General features: G+C 71.8%; 16 protein-coding genes and 2 pseudogenes. 10 read left to right on the forward strand and 8 right to left on the reverse strand.

The window, feature by feature from the left end:
• Positions 1 to 209 precede the first annotated feature (209 nt).
• The 3 genes from AB0M93_RS45230 to AB0M93_RS45240 all read left to right on the forward strand — a co-directional run bounded on the left by AB0M93_RS45230 (position 210) and on the right by AB0M93_RS45240 (position 5,804).
• Positions 210 to 2,504, forward strand: a complete 2,295-nt coding sequence (locus tag AB0M93_RS45230; protein WP_364286467.1) for a glycoside hydrolase family 95-like protein — start codon at positions 210 to 212, stop codon at positions 2,502 to 2,504.
• A 26-nt stretch (positions 2,505 to 2,530) separates the two neighbouring features.
• Positions 2,531 to 4,804 carry a Tat pathway signal sequence domain protein gene (locus AB0M93_RS45235; protein WP_364286470.1) on the forward strand — a complete coding sequence of 758 codons (2,274 nt, stop codon included), beginning with the start codon at positions 2,531 to 2,533 and terminating at the stop codon, positions 4,802 to 4,804.
• 67 nt (positions 4,805 to 4,871) lie between these two features.
• Complete coding sequence (locus tag AB0M93_RS45240; RefSeq protein WP_364286473.1) at positions 4,872 to 5,804, forward strand: peptidylprolyl isomerase; 933 nt, start codon at positions 4,872 to 4,874, stop codon at positions 5,802 to 5,804.
• Between the two features lie 49 nt (positions 5,805 to 5,853).
• On the opposite strand, the gene AB0M93_RS45245 is transcribed toward AB0M93_RS45240, so the two are convergent.
• Complete coding sequence (locus AB0M93_RS45245) at positions 5,854 to 6,720, reverse strand: PDR/VanB family oxidoreductase (protein ID WP_364286476.1); 867 nt, start codon at positions 6,718 to 6,720, stop codon at positions 5,854 to 5,856.
• A 1-nt stretch (position 6,721) separates the two neighbouring features.
• Positions 6,722 to 7,342 (reverse strand): MSMEG_1061 family FMN-dependent PPOX-type flavoprotein, encoded by a 621-nt coding sequence (locus tag AB0M93_RS45250; RefSeq protein WP_364286479.1) that lies wholly within the window; start codon positions 7,340 to 7,342, stop codon positions 6,722 to 6,724.
• A 56-nt stretch (positions 7,343 to 7,398) separates the two neighbouring features.
• Here AB0M93_RS45250 and AB0M93_RS45255 point away from each other — a divergent pair, with 56 nt between their 5' ends.
• Positions 7,399 to 8,016 carry a TetR/AcrR family transcriptional regulator gene (locus tag AB0M93_RS45255; RefSeq protein ID WP_364286482.1) on the forward strand — a complete coding sequence of 206 codons (618 nt, stop codon included), beginning with the start codon at positions 7,399 to 7,401 and terminating at the stop codon, positions 8,014 to 8,016.
• Positions 8,017 to 8,052: 36 nt separating this feature from the next.
• On the opposite strand, the pseudogene AB0M93_RS45260 reads toward AB0M93_RS45255, so the two are convergent.
• Positions 8,053 to 8,298 (reverse strand): annotated as a pseudogene (locus AB0M93_RS45260) (hypothetical protein); the annotation flags it as partial.
• On the opposite strand from AB0M93_RS45260, the pseudogene AB0M93_RS45265 reads away from it, so the two are divergent.
• Together AB0M93_RS45265 and AB0M93_RS45270 are read left to right on the forward strand one after the other, a co-directional pair.
• Positions 8,290 to 8,376 (forward strand): annotated as a pseudogene (locus AB0M93_RS45265) (TetR family transcriptional regulator); the annotation flags it as partial. The pseudogenes AB0M93_RS45260 and AB0M93_RS45265 overlap by 9 nt on opposite strands.
• Positions 8,377 to 8,569: 193 nt before the next feature.
• Complete coding sequence (locus AB0M93_RS45270; RefSeq protein ID WP_364286485.1) at positions 8,570 to 8,830, forward strand: TetR-like C-terminal domain-containing protein; 261 nt, start codon at positions 8,570 to 8,572, stop codon at positions 8,828 to 8,830.
• A gap of 72 nt (positions 8,831 to 8,902) precedes the next feature.
• On the opposite strand, the gene AB0M93_RS45275 is transcribed toward AB0M93_RS45270, so the two are convergent.
• A complete protein-coding gene (locus AB0M93_RS45275; protein WP_364286488.1) occupies positions 8,903 to 9,481 on the reverse strand; it encodes a response regulator transcription factor in 579 nt (192 codons plus the stop codon).
• Positions 9,482 to 9,503: 22 nt separating this feature from the next.
• Between AB0M93_RS45275 and AB0M93_RS45280 the strand changes: the two genes are divergently transcribed.
• Positions 9,504 to 10,472 (forward strand): histidine kinase, encoded by a 969-nt coding sequence (locus tag AB0M93_RS45280; RefSeq protein WP_364286491.1) that lies wholly within the window; start codon positions 9,504 to 9,506, stop codon positions 10,470 to 10,472.
• A 6-nt stretch (positions 10,473 to 10,478) separates the two neighbouring features.
• On the opposite strand, the gene AB0M93_RS45285 is transcribed toward AB0M93_RS45280, so the two are convergent.
• Positions 10,479 to 11,132 carry a TetR/AcrR family transcriptional regulator gene (locus AB0M93_RS45285; RefSeq protein WP_364286494.1) on the reverse strand — a complete coding sequence of 218 codons (654 nt, stop codon included), beginning with the start codon at positions 11,130 to 11,132 and terminating at the stop codon, positions 10,479 to 10,481.
• A gap of 96 nt (positions 11,133 to 11,228) precedes the next feature.
• Between AB0M93_RS45285 and AB0M93_RS45290 the strand changes: the two genes are divergently transcribed.
• Entirely contained in the window at positions 11,229 to 12,326 is a 1,098-nt protein-coding gene (locus AB0M93_RS45290; RefSeq protein WP_364286496.1) for a serine hydrolase domain-containing protein, read from the forward strand.
• Here the strand turns inward: AB0M93_RS45290 and AB0M93_RS45295 are convergent.
• Positions 12,301 to 13,041, reverse strand: coding sequence for a polysaccharide deacetylase family protein (locus AB0M93_RS45295; RefSeq protein WP_364286499.1), 741 nt, complete (start codon positions 13,039 to 13,041; stop codon positions 12,301 to 12,303). The two genes, AB0M93_RS45290 and AB0M93_RS45295, sit on opposite strands and share 26 nt — an antisense overlap.
• Before the next feature lie 110 nt (positions 13,042 to 13,151).
• On the opposite strand from AB0M93_RS45295, the gene AB0M93_RS45300 reads away from it, so the two are divergent.
• Positions 13,152 to 13,361: a helix-turn-helix domain-containing protein gene (locus tag AB0M93_RS45300; protein ID WP_191316067.1), complete on the forward strand. Its 210-nt coding sequence runs from the start codon at positions 13,152 to 13,154 to the stop codon at positions 13,359 to 13,361.
• Positions 13,361 to 14,023: a Clp protease N-terminal domain-containing protein gene (locus AB0M93_RS45305; protein ID WP_364286502.1), complete on the forward strand. Its 663-nt coding sequence runs from the start codon at positions 13,361 to 13,363 to the stop codon at positions 14,021 to 14,023. The genes AB0M93_RS45300 and AB0M93_RS45305 overlap by 1 nt, the downstream gene beginning before the upstream one ends.
• A gap of 34 nt (positions 14,024 to 14,057) precedes the next feature.
• On the opposite strand, the gene AB0M93_RS45310 is transcribed toward AB0M93_RS45305, so the two are convergent.
• Both AB0M93_RS45310 and AB0M93_RS45315 read right to left on the reverse strand, forming a co-directional pair.
• A complete protein-coding gene (locus AB0M93_RS45310) occupies positions 14,058 to 14,864 on the reverse strand; it encodes an NAD(P)-dependent oxidoreductase (protein WP_364286505.1) in 807 nt (268 codons plus the stop codon).
• Between the two features lie 26 nt (positions 14,865 to 14,890).
• Entirely contained in the window at positions 14,891 to 15,703 is an 813-nt protein-coding gene (locus AB0M93_RS45315) for an IclR family transcriptional regulator (RefSeq protein WP_364286508.1), read from the reverse strand.
• Between the last annotated feature and the right edge of the window lie 150 nt (positions 15,704 to 15,853).

Consider the following 15,853-nt stretch of genomic DNA (forward strand, 5'->3'; position numbering starts at 1 on the left):
GCGGTGGTGCTTGTTTTTTTTTTTTGTTTTATAACACCAAAAAAAAACCACCCCCACCCCCCGCGGCAGGCTGCTGAGCGGGGATAGGTCGGATGTCTCTGCCGCTTTCCGGGTGAACTCCTCTGGTCTTTTGGGCACTACTCTGCAAGTATGGCCGCACGCCGCCGCATGATCTCGCCGAAACGTAGTATGAATTCGGAGGATGCTTCATGGACGCAGTGTCCCGGCGGACGGTGCTCCGCTCGGCCTCGGTCCTGGCCGGGGCGGCGGCTTTCGGGGGTCTGTGGGCCCGGGCTGCCCCGCCCGCGCTCGCCGTCGGCGGCAACCCGCACTCCGACGTCGCCGCCGATGCGCGGATGCTCTGGCGGCGGCTGCCGAAGAACTGGCAGGAAGGCCCGTTCCTCGCCAACGGCTACCTCGGCGCCCTGGTCTACGCCGGCGCCACGCCGCAGGTCCTCAAGGTGATGCTGAGCCACACCCAGGTGCAGGACCAGCGCATCCAGTGGGAAGCCGGCATCGGGTTGTCCCGCCTGCCGATCGGCTACCTCACGCTCACCCTGGCCGGCGCGATCACCGCCGTCGACTGGACGCTCGACCTCTACAACGCCGAACTCGGCGGCACCATCACCACGACGCAGGGCTCGGTCGCCTTCTCCGCCGTCGTGCACAACGACCTCGGCGTGCTGCTCGTCTCGCTGACGCCGAGCGCCGGCGAGACGGGGGCCGCCTGGGCGTTCCAGCCCCTGGAGTCGGCCACCACCCGGACCGTCCGCAAGCCGCCCGAATACGTCGCCAACCCGGCACCCGAGCTGGGCGACGGCTACTGCGCGCAGCCGATGCTCGCCGGGGGCGGGTACACCACGGCGTGGCAGGAACGCGCGATCGGCACGCGACGGCTGTTCGCCGCCGCCGTCGCCTACAGCTTCCCGGGCACCACGCACACCGCGGACGCGCGCAACGCCGTCCGGAAAGCGCTTGCCGTGCGTCCGGACGCGCTGCTCGCCCGGCACCGCCGCTGGTGGAACGACTACCACCGGCGCAGCTTCGTTTCGGTGCCCGACAAGCAGGTCCAGCGGTTCTACTGGATCCAGCTGTACAAGATCGCCGCCGCCACGCGCGCGGACGGGCCGGTCGTGTCCGAATGGGGGCCGTGGTTCCCCGAAGTGGGCAACAGCTGGACCGCCGTCTGGTGGAACCTCAACGTCCAGGTCACCTACCCGATCGTCAACAGCACCAACCATCCCGAACTCGACGCCGTCACCGAGACCTTCCGGCGCGACCACGCGAACCTCGAGGTGTCGGTTCCCCCCGCGTACCGCGACGGTGACACCTACGCCCTTTCGCACCCCGGTGACTGGCGGCTGCGCCCCGGCGGCACGCGCTCGGTGGGCGTCCCCGGGACGACGTCCAAGACCGACCAGACCGGGAACCTGCTGTGGGGCCTGCACAACGTCTGGCTGGCCTACCGGCACCACATGGACCGGCGCGTGCTGCGTGACGTCTTGTACCCGACGCTGGCGAAGGCGCTGAACTTCTACCGGCACTTCCTGTTCACCGGCCCGGACGGGTTGCTGCACCTGCCGCTGACCCGGTCGCCGGAGTACGCCGACGCGCCCGACTGCACCTACGACCTGTCGCTCATCCGCTGGGCGGCGCGCACGCTCGTCGACTCCGCCCGGATCCTGTGCCTGGACGAGCCGCGCGTGCCGGTCTGGCGGGAGATCGGCACGAAACTGGTGCCTTACCACGAGGACCCCGCGAACGGCGTGCTGATCGGCGACGGCGTTCCGCTCGCCGCGTCGCACCGGCACTTCTCGCACCTGCTGTGGCTCTACCCGCTGCGGGAGAAGGTCTGGGACACCCCGGGCGACCGCGGCATCATGACGCGGACGTTCGACCACTGGGCCGCCGACCAGTCCGCCTGGCACGGCTACAGCTACGCGGCCGCGTCCTCGATGAAGTCGGTGATGGACGCGCCCGAGGAAGCGTTGCGGTACCTGAAGTTCTTCCTCGACCGGAACGTCGTGGCCGACACCGAGCTGACCGCGAACACGATGTACCGCGAGGGGTCGAACTTCGCCATCGAGAGCCCGATCACCGCCGCCCAGTCCGTTGTGGACATGGTGATGCAGGGCTCCGGCGGCGTGCTCAAGGTGTTCCCGTCGGTGTCGGCGACCTGGCGGGACGCCTCGATCTCCGGGCTGCGTGCGGAAGGTGCGTTCCTGGTGGACGCCTCCCGCCGCGACGGCCGGACGGAGTTCGTCCGCGTGCACAGCGAAGCCGGCGAGCCCCTGGTCCTCCAGCACGGCGTCACCGGGGACGTCGACGTCCGCGACGAGCACGGACGGCGGCTGCCGTGGCGCGCGGCCGGGCCCGGGCGGATCGCGATCGGGCTGCGGCGCGGCGGCACCGCCGTCGTCACCCCGAGCGGCCGGCGGCCGGACTTCGCCCCGTGGGACGTTCCCGCGCTCGGCCCGGCGCCGGCGTGGGGCCTGCCGAGCTGACTGCCGCTTTCGACAAGGAGGTCGGAATGGACATCACCCGCAGAACCGTGCTCGGCGGGGCCGTCGCCGGGCTGGCCGCGGCCGGCTTGGCCCCCGCGTCCGCCGGAGCGGCACCCGGTGGTGACGACTTCGGCTGGGCCGGGTTCCTGGGCGCCGCGGACCTGTACTGGCGGCGGCTGCCGAAGACCTGGTACGAGGGCCCGTTCCTGGGCAACGGGTTCCTCGGCTCCGGCATCTACGCCGAGCCCGGGCAGAACGCGATCCGGTTCAACGTCCAGCACAGCCAGGTGCAGGACCACCGCCCGGAGTTCGGCTCGCTGTTCGGCCTGGCCCGGCTCCCGATCGGGTACTTCACGCTCGAACCGGCCGGCGCGATCACCGCGATCGACTGGCGGATGGACCTGTGGAACGCCGAGCTGACCGGCACGATCACGACCACGGCGGGGAGCCTGAGCCTGCGCGCGATCGTCCACACCGGACAGCCGCTGCTGGCCGTCGAAATCCGGCCGTCCGAAGGGGAACGCGGGTTCAAGTGGGTGTTCCACCCGGCGGTCGCGATCAGCCCGCGTGCCGATCCGGTGTGGAACAAGCCACCGCCCGCCGGGTACACCGCGAACCCGCCGGTCCAGCTGTCGGCCAGTGGTGACGCGCAGCTGGCCGTGCAGCCGCTGCTGGCCGGTGGCGAGCACGTGACCGCCTGGCGCGAGGTGGCCCGCGGCGGCGCGCGGACGCTGTACACGTCGGTGGCGTGGTCGCACCCCGAAAAGACGTCGGCCGCGCGGGCGCTGGGCACGGTCCGGCGGGCGGGGGAATTCGGCGCGCTCACCCAGGACCACCGGCGCTGGTGGCACGACTACTACCGGCGCAGCTTCCTGTCCATTCCGGACACCCGGCTGCAGAGCTTCTACTGGATCCAGCTGTACAAGGTCGCTTCGGCGGCCCGGCGCGAGGCGCCGGTGATGGCGACGTCCGGGCCGTGGCTGGAGAACACGCCGTGGCCGGCGACCTGGTGGAACCTCAACGTCCAGCTCGAATACTGGCTGATCCACGGCTCGAACCACCTGGAGCTGGACGCGGTCAGCTACGCGCTGGAAAAGTACCGGGGCAATCTGGTCAGCCAGGTCGCGCAGCCGTACCAGGCCGATTCGGCGGGGATCCCGCGCACGACCGACATGACGCTGCTCAACGGCGTCTCGAACACCACCAGCGGGTTCCCCGTCGGGATCCCGGGACAGGACACGCCGACGCCGGAGGTCGGCAACCTGACCTGGGCACTGCACAACGTCTGGCTGTCCTACCGGCACACGATGGATCGTCCACTGCTCCGCGACACGCTGTTCCCCCTGCTGCGCCGGGCGATCAACTACTACCTGCACTTCCTCGCGGCGGGTCCCGACGGCAAGCTGCACCTGCCGCCGACGTTCTCGCCCGAGTACGGCGTCAACGCCCCGGACTGCAACTACGACCTCTCGCTGATCCGCTGGGGCTGCAAGACGTTGCTGCAGACCGCGCCGCGTGATCCGCTGGCGCCTCGCTGGCAGAACGTGCTCGCGAACCTCGTCGGCTACCCGGCCGACGTCAACGGCTACATGATCGGGGCCGGCGTGCCGTTCGCGAAGTCGCACCGGCACTATTCGCACCTGCTGCAGATCTACCCGCTCTACGACGTCACCTGGGAGCAGCCGGAGCACCGGCAGATCATCGAGACGTCGCTGAACCACTGGGTCGGCTTCGAAGGTGCCTTGCAGGGCTACACGTTCACCGGGGCCGCGTCGATTTCGGCGCAGATGCTGCGCGGCGACCAGGCCGCGTTCTACCTCGGCGAGCTGCAGCGGCGGTACATCCAGCCGAACACGATGTACAAGGAGTCCGGGCCGGTCATCGAGACGCCGTTGTCGGCGGCGAAGTCCCTGCAGGACATGCTGGTGCAGAGCTGGGGCGGCGTGCTGCGGCTGTTCCCCGCGGTGCCGGCGGCCTGGGGCGACGTCGCGCTGCGGGACTTCCGGACCGAGGGCGCGTTCCTGCTCAGCGCGTCCCGCGCCGGCGGGCGGACGCGCTGGCTGAAGGTGCACAGCGAGGCCGGGGCGCCGTGCGTGCTGCGGCCGGGCATCGACGGTGAACTCGCGGTGACCGACGCGCGCGGCCGGGCCCGGCGCTGGCAGCGGCTGGCCAACGGGGACGTCCAGGTCGAACTCGGGTGCGGCGAGGACGCGTTCGTGTACCGGAAGGGGGATCGGCCCGACTTCGGCGTCCGGCCGGTGACGCCGGGCGGGGCGAGCGCGCCCTGGGGCCTGCCGTGATCCGCGTTTCCGCCCCGGAGCGGCGGTCCTGACGGCAGTATGGTGCTCTCCGACGAGGGGAGCGTGGATGAGCGAGCCGGACGGCAGACCCGGGCCTGGCCAGCAGCCGTACCAGTATTCGCCGTGGCAGCCGCCGGTGCCGCCGAAGCGGTCGTCGGCGACGGCGACCGGGCTGATCGCCGGGTCGGTGGTGGTCGTCGTGGTGATGACGCTGGCCTTCCTGGCCTGGGGCTACCCCGGGTTCCTGCGCACGCCGGACGTCGACGCCGGCGGCGCGTTCTGGCCGGCGCAGACGTCGTCGCGCCCACCGGCGTCCAGCTCGCCGGCGTCGAGCTCGCCGGTGTCGGCCGCGCCCGGCACCGCTTCGGCGATCCCGGGCGAGCGGGCCCCGATGCCGAAGCGGCCGAGGCCGCTGGCCGACCCGGTGACGTGCGCGTTCACCCCCGACCCGGGCTCGCCGGCGCCGAAGAAGGCCACGCTGCCGCCCGACGGCCCGGCGCCGTCGACCGGCACGGTCGGCGCGCAGCTGGCGACGACCGCGGGGGACATCGGGCTGACTCTGGACCGCTCGCTGGCGCCGTGCACCGTGGTCAACTTCCTGAGCCTGGCTCGGCAGGGCTTCTACGACGGCACGTCGTGCCACCGGCTGTCGGTGCTCACCGGCCTGCAGATGTTCCAGTGCGGCGACCCGGTCGGCGACGGCACCGGCGGCCCGGGCTACACGATCCGCGACGAGGTGTTCCCCGAGCTGACCTACGGCCGCGGCGTCCTCGCGATGGCGAAGACGAACGCCCCGGACTCCGGCGGCTCCCAGTTCTTCCTGGTGTTCGGCGAGACGAACATCCCGCCGGAGTACACGGTCTTCGGCAGCATCGACGACCCCGGCCTCGACGTCCTGGACAAGGTCGCCCGCGGCGGAATCGACCCGGCCAAACCAGGCATCGGCGACGGCAGCGGCCCCCCGAAGGTCCCGGTCACCCTCACCCACGTCACCTCTTGACCGTGCGGCAAGGGGCATCACGGTGCAGGTGAGCGACCGGCGGCTTCGCTCAGAGGTCCAGCACCAGGCGGGGTGACCGGGAACGCGACACGCACGGGTACATGCGGCCCGGGGCGGCGCCGATGTCGTCGCGGTGCTCGGGTTCGCCCGCCACGACCAGCACCTCGCAACTGCCGCACACGCCTTCCCGGCACGCCGACGGCACCGGGCGTCCCGCGTGGTCGAGCGCGTCCAGCAGCGACTCGTCCGCCGGGACCTGGATCGTGCCACCGGAGCGGGCGCACACCACCTCGAACGGCGTGTCCGGCCCGAACGTCCGCCGGGTCGGCTCGAAGCGTTCGGTGTGCACCCGCGGGAACACCGCCTCGGCCGCGTCCACCATGGACGCCGGGCCGCAGCAGTAGACCTCCGCGGCCGGGAACTCGCGGGCGAGCGCCGCGAGGTCCGGGCGGCCGAGCCGCACCCGGTCCCCGTACTCCGAAGCCAGTTTCGCGGCGAACGGACGGCCCGCGTACGCCAGCGTCGCCGCCGCCCCGGCCGCGACGGCGGAACGCAGCATCGGCATGATCGGCGTGATCCCGATCCCGCCCGCGACGAACAGGTACTCCGGCGCCGGAACCAGCGGGAAGTGGTTGCGGGGCAGCGAAACCGACAGCGTCCGGCCCGGCCGCAGGAACAGGTGGACGTACTCGGACCCGCCGCGGCTGAGCGGGTCGTGGCGAACCGCGATCCGGTAGGCCGACAGGTCGCCGGGGTCGCCGCACAGCGAATACTGGCGCGTCAGCCAGTTCGGCAGCTCGAGGTCGATGTGCGCGCCCGGCTCCCACGGCGCCAAGGGCCCTTCGTCGCCGCGCAGGACCAGCGAGACGACGTCGTCGGTCACCCGCGAGATGCGCTCCAGGATCGTCTTCTGCATGTCAGTACAGCTTCCGGTAGCCGTCTTCGAGGAGCTGGTCGAGCAGCGCCGGGTCGATGTTCATCTTCTCGGCGGCGATCTCGCCGGCCGAGGGCAGCTCGGCCGCGAGCGCCTGGCTCGCCGGATCCCACAGGCGCGACCGGATCAGCGCGCGGCCGCAGTGGAAGTACACCTCGGCGACGTCGACGACGATCGCCAGCACCGGCGCCTTCGCCTCGGTGCGCATCCGGGCGAGCACGTCCGGATCGTCGGTGACGTAGGCGCTCCCGTTGACCCGCAACGTTTCCCGCATGCCGGGGACGAAGAACAGCAGGCCGACGCCGTCGTTCTCGCCGATGTTGCGGAAGGAGTCGGCGATCTTGTTGCCGGGCCGGTCGGGCAGCGCGAGCGTGCGTTCGTCGAGGACCTTGACGAAGCCGGGGTAGTCGCCGCGGGGCGAGCAGTCGGCGCGGCCCGCCGCGTCCGCGGTCGCCAGCGTCAGGAACGGCGAGTGCGCGATGAAGCGGCGGGCGTGGGTGTCGATGCGGTCGCCGAGCTTGGCCTTGATCATCGCTTCCGGCTCGCCCACCCGGGCCCGCACCTCGGCCGCGGAGACGCGGTTCAGCGTGTTTGTGCTGGTCATGGCACAATTATGAGCAAATACTCAGATCCTGACTACTCGCTTTCCGGGAGGGTGCCGTGACGCCGGACGAGCGCCGCATCCAGCCACGTAAACAGCCGCGCCAGGTCCGCGCCGAGCTGACCCGGCAGCGGATCCTGACCGCGGCTGCTCACGTTTTCGCCGCCCACGGCTACGCCGCCGGCACCACCAACCGCATCGCCGAGCAGGCCGGCGTCTCGATCGGCTCGCTGTACCAGTACTTCCCGAACAAGGACGCGATCCTCGCCGAGCTGCTGACCCGCCACCTCGACGACGGCGCGGCGGCCGCGGCCAAGATCCGGATCGGGGACCTGCCCGGCCCGATCGAGGACATCCTGCGGCTGCTCGTCCGCAGCGCGATCGACTCCCACCTGGACGACCCGCAGCTGCTGCGGCTGCTCAACGAACAGGCGCCGCGGCCGGCCGAGCTGCTGCAGAACGTCGAACGGCTCAAGCGGTACTGGTACGGCTACCTGCAGGAGATCCTCGACGGGCACCCCGAGGTGCGGCTGACCGACACGGCAACGGCGGCCCGGCTCATCTTCACCACCATCGAGCTGGTCGTCCACCAGCTCGCGGCCGAGCACGAGCCGGTGGACAGCGGCAAGCTGGAGCACGAAATGGTCGCGATGCTGACGCGGTACGTCAAGGGGTGAACCGGTAGGTGCCAGTGCATAAGGCCCGGCTCCGCCTCACTGCACCGCTTGTGTGACCAGCGCGGCGATTCTCTTCTCGGCCGCGGGCGTCACCTCGGTGAGCGCGAAGCCGGCCGCCCACATCGTTCCGTCGTCCAGGTTGCCGTGCACGCGCTCGGCCAGGACCCGGTCCGCGGGTGCCATTTCGGAAATCTTCGCGAGCACGTCCTGCTCGGCCTGGACCGCCTTGTCCGCCTGGGAAGCCCGGCGCGCCGCAGTCTTCAGTTCCTTGGCGTGCTCGCGCTGCTCGACGCGGCGCTCGAGCTCGCCGGTGAGGTCGGCTACGCGGGGTTGAACGTCGAGGCCGTCGCCCGGCGCGCCGGGGTCGGGAAGCACACGATCCACCGGCGCTGGCCGTCCATGGCGGCGCTCCTGCTGGACGCGCTCAACCGCGTCTGGACCACCGGCCTCGACTACCACGACACCGGCGACGTCCGGGCGGACCTGCGCGAGCAGTTCCTGCGCTCGGCCCCCCGCGCTCGCCACCCCGCCGATCGGGCCGGTCTACCGGGCGGTGATCGCCGAGGCGCAGGCCGACGAAACCCTGCGCGCCACGCTGCACGACCGGTTCCTGCGGACCGTCGAGCAGCGCACCCTCGACCGGATCAGCCGCGCCCAGGAGGCGGGCGAGCTCGTCGAGGGCGTCGACCTGACCTTCCCGGCCGAGGTGCTGTGCGGCACCCTCTACTACCGCCACCTGCTCTCGACCCGCGCCGTGGACGAGAAAGTGGTCGACGACCTGCTCGACATGTTCATGGCCGCGTACGGCCGCTAGGAGCCGGCCGGTAAGTCAGCGGAGCCGGCGCACGATGGCGGCGATGGTGAGCTCTGCCCGGAACCAGTCCGCTCAGCGGTCCCTGGCCACGAGCGCCGCCTGGGTGCGGCTGGTCACGCCGAGCTTGGCCAGCACGTTGCCGACGTGCACCTTCACCGTCCGCTCGGCCAGCCGCAGCCGGGTCGCTATGTCCTTGTTGGACAGACCTTCGCCGAGCAGCTCCAGCACGTCCCGCTCCCGCGGAGTGAGCGCACCACCGCCGCTCAGTGCCGAGGCCGCCGCCGGGCTCAACGCCGTCACACCCTGGTGCGCCGCCCGGACGGCCGCCGCGAGCTCGTCGCCCGAAGCGTCCTTCAGCACGAACCCCGCCGCGCCCGAGCCGAGCGCTTCGCGGATCTCCCGCGGCCGGCCGACCGTCGTCAGCACCAGTACCCGAGGCGACGAGGGACCGAGCCGGCGCAGGACTTCGAGGCCGTCCATTCCGGGCAGGTACAGGTCGAGCAGCACGACGTCGGCTTCGACCGCCGAAGAAAGCAGCTCCGGGCCGCTCGCGTACTGCGCGACCACGTCGAGATCCGGCTGGGCGCCCAGGATCAGCGCGATCCCCTCGCGCACCAAGGCGTGGTCGTCGACGACCTGAACCCGGATCATGCCCGCACTCTACTGTCGGCCCATGCGTCAGTCTCTCGGCACGACGGCGGCCGTCGCCGCGGTGTTCTTCGCCAGCGGGGCGTGGACGCCGCAGCAGGGGTGGCCGGCGGCCGTGGTCAGCGCGGCCCAGCTCGTCCCGCTGCTGTGGGCCCGCCGCGCGCCGGCTCTCGTGCTCGTGGTGGTGACCCTCGCGACCGCCTGGCACCTGCTGCTCGCCCAGCCGCGCAACACGATGTACGTGCCGGTGCTGCTCGCCCTCCACAGCACGCCCCAGCGGTGGCTCGCGGCCGCGGCGGCGCTCGCCACCGGCGCGGCGGTGTACCCGGCGAAGGGCCCGGTCGACGGCACCCTCCTCGTCGTCACGGTCAGCGCGGTCGCCTGGCTGCTCGGCGCCGAACGCCGTCGCGCGCTCGCCGAGCGGGCCGAGCGCGCGGCGCGGCGGCTGCACGACACGCTCGCCCAGACCACCGCCGTCATGCTCGTGCAGGCCGAGACGCTGCGCGCGGTCGGCGATCTGACCGATGCCGACCGCGAACGCCTCGACACGCTCCTGGCCGCCGGCCGAGGCGCGCTCACCCTCGTCCGCCGCACGCTGGACGACCTGCGCGACGACGTCGAACGCGCTCCCGGCCTCGCCGAGGTGCTGGCCCGGCTCCGCACCGCGGGCCTGGTCCTCGACCGCGACCCGGTGCTGCCCGCGCTGCCGCGCCCGGTGCGCGAGCTGGCCGAGCGGTTCATCGCCGAAACGGCGGTGAACGCCTTGCGCCACAACGGTCCCGGCGTCCGGCTGCGGCTCGACGTCGAAGCGGGCGACCGGGTGACGATCACCGCGCGGAACACGCTCAAGGGAACGTCGCACGGAAGCGGCGGCTACGGGCTGGCCGGGCTCGCGGAGCAGGCCGCGGCGGCCGGGGGAGTGGTGACCCACGGGCCGCGGGACGGCGAGTGGGTCGCCGCCCTCGAACTGCCGGCCGTCCGGGTCGCGCACTGACCGCGGTCAGGGGATCGTGGCCTCGATGTCGGCGAGGTGGGCGGCGATGATCTCTTCGAACGCCGCGCGGCGGTCGGCCCCGAGCGGGCGGACTTCGCGGGCGAAGTGGGCCAATGCGGGGAAGCGTTCGGGGTCGGCGCCCAGCACCGCGACGCGGAACAGCTCCATGCCCTGCTCGTGTTCCTCCGCGGTGACGGTGCTGACGCCGGCCTCGGACGCGATCAGCGCGGCGAAGAGGATCGCGATCCGGTGGTAGCGCGCCGGAATCCGCTCGTCGGGCAGGCCTGACGAGCGCAGGGCCTGCAGCACCTCCTCCATCACCAGCCGGGACCCCGCGCCGGAGGAGGCGTAGCGCCCCCAGACGACGGCGATCTGCGGCTGCTCGCCGAACGCCTCCCGCAGGCGCAGGGCCAACGCGGTCAGGCGCTGCTGCCAGTCGCCTTCGGGGTGGTACCCGGCCATGGCGCCCACGAGGATCCGGTCGGCGAGCGCGCGCAGCAGCTCGGTCTTGGTGCGGAAGTGCCGGTAGAGGCTCGAAGAGTCGGTCCCCAGCTCCGCGGCGAGCTTGCGCACGCTGAACGACTCCGCGTCGCCGCGGCGCAGCAGCTCCGCCGCCGTGTCCAGGATTTCCTCGGTCGTCCAACGCCTTCGGTTCGCCATCTCGTCCCTTCGCCGACCGTCAGCATAGCTTATGCACTTGCTGTTGCACGCACCGCGTGCATAATGAGGACACTTCGTTCCCCGAGAGGAGTTCCCATGGATTTCGCGCAGCTGGACGCCGCCGTCGACGCCGTCCACCGGGCCGGCGTGCCGGGCGTGTTCGCCGAGGTGCGGGCCGGCGACCGGACTTGGCGCGGCGCCGCCGGGCGGGCCGACATCGACACCGGCCTCCCCGTCGCCGCGAGCATGCGTCACCGCGTCGGCAGTGTCACCAAGACGTTCACCGCCGCGGCAGTGCTGCGCCAGGTCGAGGCCGGTCGCATCGGGCTCGACACTCCGATCGGCCACTACCTGCCGCGGCTCGTGCCGGGCGACCGCGGGCGGGCGATCACGGTCCGGATGCTGCTCGGCCACACCAGCGGGCTCGCCGAGTACCTGCCGTACGCCTACCCGAGCCTCAAGGCGTTCCCGGACCTGGCGAACACCCGGCCGGACAGCCTCGACGACCACCGGTTCACGCGGTTCGACCCGGTCGAGCTGATCGAGCTCGGCGTGGGCGCGCCTCCGGTCGGTACCCCCGGCGGCACGCCCGGCGTGTACTCGAACACCAATTACCTGCTGCTCGGCCGGCTCCTGGCGCACGTGACCGGGGGCAGCGCGGAAGCGTGCATCACCCGGGACGTCGTCGACCGCGCCGAGCTGCGGGACACCGGCTTCCCCACCGGGACGCACGTCGAGGGGCCGCATGCGAAGCTTTACGAGTCCTGGTTCGGGATGATCGACCCGCCGCGCGACTACAGCGTCTTCGACATGTCCTGGGTGGGGCCGTCGGCGTCGCTGATCTCGACGGTCGCGGACCTCAACCGGTTCTTCGGGCTGTTGCTGGCCGGCGAAATCGTCTCACCGGCTTCGCTGGCCGAGATGCAGCGCACGGCCCGGATCATTTCCCAGGAAGGCAAGCCGATCGACTACGGGCTCGGCTTGCACCCGGTGGAATCGACGGGCTTTTGGGGGCACGGCGGCACGGTCTGGGGCGGCGGCACGCTGGCGGCGATCCGCGCGGACGGCGGGCGGCGACTGGCGATCGCGGTGAACCTCCAGCGCTGGAACCGGCTCGACGCATCGGGCCGCCCCCAGCCGCATCCCATCGACCAGGCGCTCGCGGCCTTCACCCGGCTGGCGATGGGCGGCTGAGCAGCTGTGACACGGTCACGAACCGGAAGCCGCGCTGTTTGAGCGTGTCGAGGATCGGCCCGATCGCCCGGCGGCTCTGTTCGCGCGAGGCGTACATCGCGTGCAGCACCACGATCGAGCCCGGCCGGACCTGGTCGACGACGACCCGTTCGACGGTGGCGGCGTCCGGGATGCCGTCGGAATCCGGCGCGACATCCCAGGTGATCGTCGTGCGGTGGTGCTGGGCCAGGTAGTGGGGGAGGGCGAAGAGCTTCTTGCCGTTCGGGGGCCGGAAGAGGATTTCGCCGGTGTAGCCGGTGGTCCGGATCAGCGCGTCGGTGGCTTCGACCTCGTCGGCGACCCATGCCGGGGTCACCCCGATCATCCGGTCGTGGGAGAAGCTGTGGTTGCCGATCTCGTGCCCTGCGGCGGCGATGCCGCGGGCGAGGTCCGGGTGTGCGGCGATCTCCCGGCCGATGAGGAAGAAGGTCGCGGGCACCTGACGGCTCTTCAGCGTGTCCAGGATCGCCTGGGTACCGGCGGGATCGGGCCCGTCGTCGAAGGTGAGGGCGACGATCTTCTCGGTGGTGTCGACGCGGTCCACGAGGGTGCCGAAGAACTGGAAGGTCGGCGACTTCGCCACCTCGAACAGCGTGACCGCGCCGGCGAGCACGACCACCAGCGTGCTCGCCACGACGATCGTCCGCTTCCGGGCGCGGCGGGATTTCAGGATCATGGCCGCCACCCTTGGCGGTGGGGCAGGGGCGGGGGAAGCCGCAAAGGTACTAGTACCCGTCAGCATATGTTGACGACCCCTGTGTGTCAGCATATGCTGACGCGGTGAGCCTGACGACCGATCTCGACCACGCCGTGCGCAGTGCCGACCCGGACGTCGCGCTGCGGGCCGTCGCACGGCTGCGGCGGCTCACCGAGCAGCTCGAGGCCGACCAGGTGGCGGCCGCGCGGCGGGCCGGCTGGTCGTGGCAGGACATCGCCGAGCGGCTCGGCGTCACCAAGCAGACGGTGCACCGCAAGCACCGCAGCCGGGAGGGCTGATGTTCCAGGGAGACCACCCCGCGGTGGGGCGGGCGATGAGCCGGGCGTGCGAGCTGGCGCGGGACTTCGGCCACGCGCGGGTCGGCAGCGAACACCTGCTGCTCGCGCTCACCGAAGGGCCGCTGTCGGGGCTCGGCGACGTCGAGCAGGCCGTGCGCCGGGCCGCCCCGGACGGCGCGGGCGCGGCCGCCGACCGGGAAGCACTGGCGGTGCTCGGCGTCGACCTCGGGCCGCTGCCGGGTGTCCTCGCGGACCGGCCGCCTGCCAAGGAGTTCCTGTTTCCGCTGGGCGCGGGCAACGCCCGGCGGCGGTGTGCGCGGGCGGTGTCACGGATCGGCCTGGACGTCCAGGCCGCCTATGGCGCGTCTCTGCGGCTGGCGCTCGCTCGCCGCGAACGCCGGCACCGCGTCGAACACCTCGCCTTGGCACTCGTCGCGCTCGATCCGGGTGCCGAGTGGGTGCTGCGCGCCGCCGGCGCCGACCGTGGGGAGTGGCTCGCGCGACTCGCTTCGGCCTTCCCACCGCCTCGGCGCAACCGGCTGTTGCGGGCCGAACGGCGGGTGGGGTGCCGGTCCCGGTGCCGCGACATCGTGCGCCGCTACCAGCACACGACGGGCCGGGCACCGGTCGCGCCGTCGGCCTTGGCCACGCTGGTGCGCTGACGGCCGCCCCGGGTCGCCAGCGCACCACGGCGGCTCAGAGCGGGTTGAACACCCCCAGGGGTGCGGTGCAGAACGGGCCGCCGACGTACTCGGCCGCCGCTCCCGTCGGGGCGGGCTTCGAGGCCAGCTGGTCCGCGTACACCTCCGCGTCGTCCAGTGACTTGTAGCCCAGTGCCTCCGCCTCGGTCAGCGAGTAGATCCGGCGCGTGTTGTCCGAGACGCCCCAGATCAGCCGGTAGCCCGGCGAGGGCGCCGAAAGGCACGCCTCGAACAGGCGCGCGCCGTCGTCGGGGGAGAGCCACGTCGTCAGGCCGCGGGGGCCCAGCGGCAACGGCGTCTCGAAGCACGAGCCGATGCGGATCACGATGACGTCCATGCCGAAGCGGGAGTGGTACAGGCTTCCCAGCGCCTCGATCGCCGCCTTCGAGACGCCGTAGTACGTGTCCGGGCGCGGTGACGAGTCCGCCGGGAGGTCGGAGTCGATGCGGCGGAAGCCGACCGCGTGGTTGCTCGAGGCCAGGATCACCCGCCGGATTCCCGCCGTCCGGGCCGCCTCCAGGACCGTCTGCGTCCCGTTGATGTTGACGTCGAGAGTGGCTTCCCACGTGTTCTCGCGGCTGTGCCCGCCCAGGTGGATCAGCGCGTCGACGCCTTCGCACGCTTCCGCCATCGCCGCGGCGTCTGTCACCGACGCCGTCACGATCTCTTCCGAGGCGTCCGACGCCGTCTGCGGGGCGACGTCGAGCAGGCGCAGCACGCGGCCTTCACGCCTCAGGCGGGGGCGCATCAGGGTGCCGACGACACCCGCCGACCCGGTGATGAGCACACGCTGGTCCGTCATGGGTTTCCTTTCACTGAGGGCGGCGGCTAGCGGATGCCGGCCCGGCGCAGCTGCTGCCCGAGCTCGGCGGTGGTTTCGGCGAGCAGCTCGCCGACGCGGCGGGCGTCGTCGTCACTCACCTGGGTGATCGGCATCGAGCAGCTGATCGCGTCGGTGCCCGGGATGCGGTAGGGGATCACCGCGGCGACGCACCGCACGCCCAGCGTGCCTTCCTCGACCTCGGCGGCGTACCCGCGCTCGCGCGTCGCGGCGCACTCGGCGTGCAGGCCTTCGAGCGTGGTGATGGTGTTCGGCGTCAGCGCGGTCAGCGTCGCCGGCAGCATCAGCGCCTCGATCTCGTCGTGCGTCAGCTCGGCCAGCAGCGCCTTGCCCAGCGCCGTCGCGTGCGCGGGCAGCGTGCGCCCGACGCGGGAGACGAGGTGCGTCGACCGCTGCGACTCCCGCGTCTCCAGGTAGACGACCTCGGTGCCGTTGCGCCGCGCGAAGTGCGCGGTGAAGCCGGTCTTCTCCCGGATGCGTTCCAGGGCTTCGGTGGCGAACGGGACGACGGCGTCGCGGTCCAGGTACGCCGTGCCGCAGATCAGCGCGCGGACGCCGAGGCGGTAGCGAGCGGTGTTGGTGTCCGCCTCCAGCCAGCCCGCCTCCAGCAGCGTCCGCAGCAGGCCGTGCAGCGACGAGCGCGGGAAGCCGGTGCGCGCATGCAGGTCCGACAGGGACAACCAGACGTCGTTCGCCGCGAAGGTCTCGATGAGGTCGACGGCCCGGCGCGCGGACTTGACGCCCGAGGACTCGGCGGGAGCCCCGTCGGCCACTGCCGGGTTGTCCACCTTCTGCGGCATTTGTGTGCCTCCGTCCGGCCGTTGACTTGTGACTCCGGCCATATTAGCGTCCCGAACAACGTTCTTATGGATGAACATAATCACTATAACAGACTCCGTTCATAGATGTGAACAGTGGCACCACATCGTCGTGGACGCGGAAAGGAGCCT

The organism is Amycolatopsis sp. NPDC051102 (assembly GCF_040682815.1).
Lineage (GTDB): Bacteria > Actinomycetota > Actinomycetes > Mycobacteriales > Pseudonocardiaceae > Amycolatopsis.